The 5,919-nt window shown below is 63.9% G+C and carries 5 protein-coding genes; all 5 read right to left on the bottom strand.

Features of this window, described 5'->3' with window-relative positions; translation table 11 throughout:
- A partial coding sequence (locus PMI14_RS28620) for an RHS repeat protein (protein WP_007860190.1) occupies positions 1–2,780 on the bottom strand: 2,780 nt, incomplete at its 3' end.
- A gap of 30 nt (positions 2,781–2,810) precedes the next feature.
- Positions 2,811–3,425 carry a hypothetical protein gene (locus PMI14_RS28615; protein ID WP_007860189.1) on the bottom strand — a complete coding sequence of 205 codons (615 nt, stop codon included), beginning with the start codon at positions 3,423–3,425 and terminating at the stop codon, positions 2,811–2,813.
- A 266-nt stretch (positions 3,426–3,691) separates the two neighbouring features.
- Positions 3,692–4,861 carry an esterase-like activity of phytase family protein gene (locus tag PMI14_RS28610; protein ID WP_035206231.1) on the bottom strand — a complete coding sequence of 390 codons (1,170 nt, stop codon included), beginning with the start codon at positions 4,859–4,861 and terminating at the stop codon, positions 3,692–3,694.
- A gap of 123 nt (positions 4,862–4,984) precedes the next feature.
- Positions 4,985–5,587: a putative glycolipid-binding domain-containing protein gene (locus tag PMI14_RS28605; protein WP_007860187.1), complete on the bottom strand. Its 603-nt coding sequence runs from the start codon at positions 5,585–5,587 to the stop codon at positions 4,985–4,987.
- A 15-nt stretch (positions 5,588–5,602) separates the two neighbouring features.
- Positions 5,603–5,919: GNAT family N-acetyltransferase (locus PMI14_RS28600; RefSeq protein WP_007860186.1), on the bottom strand; the 317-nt coding region annotated here is incomplete at its 5' end.

Here is a 5,919-nt window from a genome sequence, read left to right as displayed (position 1 = left end):
CCGGTCTGGCGGTTGGCGGTGAGGGCGTAGGTGCGGTTGGTGGTGGTGCCTGCGCTCTGTTGGCTGCTGGTGGTGCGGTTGCCGTTGGCGTCGTAGGCGTAGGTGACGGTGTTGGCAGCATTGCCGGCGGCCACCTGTTTGGTGAAGCCGGTGATGCGGCCTGCACGGTTGTAGGTCACCGTCCACATGGCGGGTGCCAATGTCACGGTGCTCGCTTGCGCGTCGGTACTGGCGGGCTGCATCAGGCTCTGGGTGAGGCTGGTGATGCGGCCTGCGGCGTCGTAGATGTAGCTGCTGAACTCGGTGTTGGTCAGTTGACCTGCGGTGTTGTAGGTGCGGGTGGCCGGGATGGCTACCGATGCACCGCGCAGGTTCCAGCTCCAGCCGGTGGGCTGGCCCAGGGGGCTCCAGGTGATACCGCTGACGATGGGCTGGCCGGCCCAGGTGAGGCCGGTGAGCTGGCCCGTGGCGTCGTAGACGTTCTGCAGGGTCTGGCCGCCGGGGTAGGTGGTGGAACTCAACAAGCCGGTCGTCGCGTTGTAGCTGTAGGCCAGGGTGCGGGTGTCGTTGTTGATGAGCTTCTGGGTCTGGCTCACAACACGGCCGTGCACGTCGCGCTGGTAGGTGGTGGTGCCGCTGGCGTCTTCGATCTCGCTGAGGTAGCCCTTGCTGATAGCGCTCTGGTCGTAGCGCAGGGTGGTGGTGCCGCCGGTGTGCACGATGGAGGTGGGGCGGCCCAGCAGGTCGCGGGTGATCGTTGTTGCCTGGCCCAGGGCGTTGGTGATGCTGCTGGGCAGGCCCAGGGCGTCGTATTGGGCGCTGGTGTTGCCGCTGTCGGGGCTGGCTTCGGCGGTGGCGTTGCCCTGGAAGTCGCGGGTGTAGTCGGTGGCTACGCCCTTGAAGTCCTTGGCCTGGGTGACGGCGTCTGCGCCGTTGTAGGTGAGGCTGGCGGTGGCGTTTTCTGCGTTGACGATGGACTTGACGCGGCGCAAGGGGTCCAGTTCGAGCGTGGTGGAATGTGTGCTGCCCGAGATGACCTGGGAACTGAAGTAACGGTCTCCATTGTGGTCGTTCCAATAGGTCACCGGCGTGCCGGAATCACCCGTCGTGGAGGAGGCAAGTCGGTTGAATTGGCTGATCGTGCGCACCAGCTTCCACACCAACTGGCCGTCGGTGCCACGCACCTCTTCGGTTGTGCGGTTACCAATGCCATCCAGCACATAGCTTGCGGAAGCGCCACGGTTGTCGCTCCAGCCCACAAGGCGGTGTGCACCATCGTAGCTGTAGGTGATGCGATGGCCATGGGGCAAGGTGGCGGTGTCCACCTCTCCGCTGGGACGGTAGGTGAAGGTGGTGACCAGCCCGCCCCGGTTGAGGGTGAGCACATTGCCCCGGGGGTCATAGACATAGGCCGTCACCAGGCCATTGGGTGCCGTATGGGTGAGCACCCGGCCTGTGGTGTCGTGCGTGTAGGTGTCCACATGCCCCAGCGCATTGGTGGCCGTGGTGAGGTTGCCTGCCGCGTCGTACTGGTAGCTGGTGGTGGCGCCGTTGGGTGCCTTTTCGGTGGCGACCAGGCCGCTGGGGTGGTAGGTCCAGGTCCAGGTGTTGGTGCCGGTGGCCCCCACCTCGGTCTGGGTCAGTACGTTGCCCGAGCCGTCATAGGTGTAGTTGACCACGCCGCGGCCTGGCACCGTAACGGTGGAGGGTGACCGCCACTGGGGATGCCAGATGATGTTGGTCGTGCGGGCTTCGGGTTTGTCGACCGCTTCGTTGATGGTGATGGGCAGGCGGCGAGGGATGTCCCAGGTGTAGTTGGTCTTGGTATAGCGCTGGTCGTATTCGGTCTGGACCAGGGCATCGGCGCTTACCGAACGAGAATTGACAGGACGCTCATCGGGAAACAGCGGCCCCCAGGAGGAACCCACGAAAACCAGTTCGTTTCCGTACACGTTGAAGCGATAGCTGCGAGAGGTTCCCAACGGGTCCACGAACGAGTTCGCGGCGGGCACCGTGTACTTGTCCACGCCCCCCGCTTTCTCGGTGCTGAGTGCCCAGCCCTCCAGGTCGTATTTGAAGGTGGTGTAGCGCGAGGCATTCTCGTCAATGCGCCCTGCCAGCAAAGAGCCCACCGTGGGTGTGCTGTCGGTGTAGACATACTCGCTGGTGGTGCCGTCGGCTTGCCGCACCGTCTTGAGGGCACCGGCGTCCGTGTAGGTGAACGATACGCTGCGCTGGTCGTTGCTGGTGACGCGCAGGAGCTTGTCTTCGGCACCGTAGGCGAACTCCAGGGTCTGGCCGAAGCTGTTGCTCACCGATCCAAGGCGACTGCGCGAATCGTAGAAGTAGTTCAAGCGCCAGCCATTGCGATAGACCTGCTCTGCGAGCAAGCCCTTGTCGCTGAAGACATAGCGCCTTTCGTTCTCTGCATCCTCAAACACCCAGAGATTGCCTTCCTTGACCAGCGTGTGCAGCTTGTTGCGGCCCACGAAGGCCGAGTCGCCGTTCATGCGGTGAAAGTAGTTGAAGGTGCCATCGCCCATATGGATACGGACAATGCCAAAACCGCTGCCGACATCTACACCACTCTCTTGTCCGCTCCTGGAATGGATCTGGGTGCTGTCATTGGCCTTGGCGGTGGCCAGGTAGATGTCGTGGTTGTGCAGCCAGCCATCGCCCAGCGTGTCCTGGATGGCGCTTTTCTTGAAGTAGGTGCCGAACCAGACTTTTTTATCGCGCGCCCGGTGGCTGCGGTAGATGCGGCGAAATTCCAGCGGCATGGGGCCGGCGTTCACCAGATCGACGACTTGCTATACTTTTTCCCGGGTGGGGACGAGAATGGGGTTGCCGCGCAATGCGGTTTGAGGGCATGTTTCGCACGGTGGTGGAGTCTTGTCCACTGGGTTGACGCACATGTAGCTTTGCTTGTCGAAAGCCCAATAGCCCAGGTTTCCGCTTGCCGGGTGATTGCAGGTGGTGGAGCGCAATGCGCGAACCTCAACTACACTGGTACTGACACTGATGCAATCGTTGCCGTTTTTGAAACCGCGCGTAATTGACAATGGTTTGAACTGGATCAGCGATTGTTGCGATTGAATGAACTGATCTCTGCTCGTCACCTGCACCCCTCCCAGAGAATAGGAGAACTGGCACATGCTCGCGTAGTTGGGATTGGTGTAGATGAGGTAGTTGAGCGTCTCCTGGACAGCCTTTTCCTCGGTGATGTACCCCCCCACTACCTCGTGAGGTGCTACTCCATAGCCTGAACGGTAGACCCAGTCGGTGAAACCGTCCGGCTTGAGCCTGCACGTCAGCGTGCCAGTGGGGGAGCCTTCCACACAGTCTCTTTCGTAGCTGCTGTGGGCTGCCCCGCCCACCAGCACCAACGCGCACGCCACCATCACCTTGGCCAACCAGGTCCGCATATCCCACCCTCTCTGAGTCGCTTCTTTTGATGAACAAGCTGGTCCCGCCCATGCCGGCCAGCAATGCCCGAAGTCTCACACAGTTGGTGGGCTGAAAAAAATTCTTACAAGACGGGTTTGGTAGTTTCCCAACGGGTGTAAAGGCTCAGCAGGCCGCAGCCCTACACATCCCGCGCCAACCGCACCCCGCAAACTGCCACCGTGAGTCGCCGAGAAGAAATTGCGGTAGGTCGCCCGCACATACCCTGCGGGCGTGGCGCCCCTTGCTACTCCGGCAACACCTCAAACACCACAAACTGATTGGCCTGCGTATCCGCCGTGAAGTTGTTGTCTGCCGCCAGCACGATGGTGCGGTGACCATTGGGCAGGGTCTTGCCCCAGGTGATGGCCTCGATGTTGTCGAGCTTGACACCCTGGTAGGTGATGGGCATCTCCAGCAGCAGCTTGCGCGTCATGGGCGTGTAGGCGGTCGTGCCCGCCAGGCTGGCCATGCTGCCCACGTTGGTGGTGGCGTCGGTGATCTCGGTCAGCACCAGGCGGATGGTGTTGCCGATGCCCGAGGCAAAAGCGCGCTCGATGGCGATGAATTTCTTGTTGCCGATGGCCAGGAAGTCCGACAAACCGTTGTCCGGCCCGAATGGCGCGCCAGCGGGCGCATCCACCGGGATCTTGGGCAGCTGATAGGCGTACTGCGCCTTGGCCGCGCCCGTGGCCGGGTCCAGGGCCGTCACGCGCACCACGCTGCCGGCCTGCACGGTGGTCAGCGGGCCGTCCTGGATCAGCGCATCCTCGTTGGCCACGAACACCGTGCCATCGGGCGCCACGGTCAGCGCCTCGAAGAGCTTGTTGCTGCGTGCGCCCGCGGAGGTGTTGTCCACATAGTTGTAGATGGCCGGCATCTTGAACTCGCGCACGAACTTGCCAGCGGTGGTCATCTCGCGCACGAAGGGCTGGAACAGGGTGGCGGCCGTGGTGCCCCAGTTGCCCTCGGACGACCAGTAGAGGTTGCCATTGGGCGCCAGGCGGATCGCCTCGGGGTCCACCGTGCGGGCGTTGGCCGGGAAGCTGGAGCCATCCTCGCGCTGCATGTAGGTCTGGCGGTTGACCTTGACCGTCACCGGGCCGGTGGCGGCGTAGTCGATGCTGAGGTTGTAGAAGCGCGGCGTGCCACGCTCGCCACCCCGGTCGTCCGAGATCGCCCAGTAGCTGCCGTCGGTCGCCAGGTCCAGCCCCGAGATGCCGCCGAACTCCACGCCCTCGAATATCGTGCCGGTGGGCAGGGACGCGGTGCCGATCAGCCTAAGGGATGCAACGCGGGATTCGCCGTTGTCGTCGTCGCTGCCGCCGCAAGCGGCCAGGGTGGCTGCCGTCAGCGCGGCCAGCGTGAACGCGGCAGCCGTGCGGTGCCAGGCGGAGGTGGTGTGTGCGAAGCCCATGTGGTGCATCTTTCTGCGGGGGGTGAGAAAGCACGGGAGCTTGGGGGGCGAGTGCGTCACGTGCATGACACCGTCGGTAACTGTTGTGCCCGAGAAACACGTCGCCCTGGCGCGTCTGCGCGCTCAGGAGGTGGTCCGCGCGAACAGCTCCGGGTAGTCGACCACGGCGCCGTCTGCGCACACTTCGAGCACCCCGCTGTAGCCTACCGTAGGCGCGTCGTACTGGTAGCGCAGGGCATCCAACCGCCGGTAGACCTGGGGCAATTCCTGAAGCCGCAACTCCGGAAACGACAGCCAGGCCGCAGGCGCCTGCGCCTCCTGCCCCACCTCCAGCGCCATGCGGCGGATCGCGATCATGTTGGTGGCAGGGCTGAAATTGAGGTCCATGTCCGGGCATGCGCTGGCGCTGACGCCGGTATCCGCATCTGCCCCACCGCCCTGCCCTACACGCCACTGCCCATCGGCGCCGGGGTGAAAGCGCAGGTCCACCGCGCGTTCGCCGCAGTGACCGAACACATGGGCGGCCTGGGTCACCCAACGGGCGTCGACGCTGATGGCATAGCCCAGGTCGCAGGCCAGACCTTCGTCATGGAACACCGCCATGCCGCGCAGGTCCCAGCCGCCATCGGCGCGCTGGTGGACGCGGCAGACATCGCTGCCGGGGCTGTAGAGGCGACGCCAGTAGAAGGTGTGGTGCGCGGTCGGGGCGATGAGGGTCTGCGGCATGCGGCGGGCCTTTGCTCAAACGCTTCCATCTTCTCCCAGCAGCAGGGCCATCTGCAAGCCATCGTGGTAAACGCCGTCGATGCACACCGCCTCCGGCTCGGTGCCCCAGGCCGCAAAGCCCAGGGATTCATACAAGGCCCGGGCAGCCGGATTGGGCAAGTACATGGTGAGGTGGATGCGGCGCGCCCCTAGCTGGCGTGCATGCCCGATGGCCTGCTCCACCACGGTGCGGCTCAGGCCCTGGCGGCGATGGGACGGTGCCACGAAGGTGCCCCACAGGATGAATTTGTGGTGCGAAGACGAGAACGGCCCGCTGGGCGTGGCGGCAGCCG

It is taken from the genome of Acidovorax sp. CF316 (genome assembly GCF_000276605.1).
GTDB lineage: Bacteria > Pseudomonadota > Gammaproteobacteria > Burkholderiales > Burkholderiaceae_C > Acidovorax.
Note: the sequence above shows the minus strand (reverse complement) of the source record. Positions and strands in the feature narration are given on the sequence as shown.

Coding starts and splice junctions, on each gene's coding strand:
- PMI14_RS28615 (WP_007860189.1), bottom strand. CDS start 3,425: ATGCGGACCTGGTTGGCCAAGGTGATGGTGGCGTGCGCGTTGGTGCTG.
- PMI14_RS28610 (WP_035206231.1), bottom strand. CDS start 4,861: ATGGGCTTCGCACACACCACCTCCGCCTGGCACCGCACGGCTGCCGCG.
- PMI14_RS28605 (WP_007860187.1), bottom strand. CDS start 5,587: ATGCCGCAGACCCTCATCGCCCCGACCGCGCACCACACCTTCTACTGG.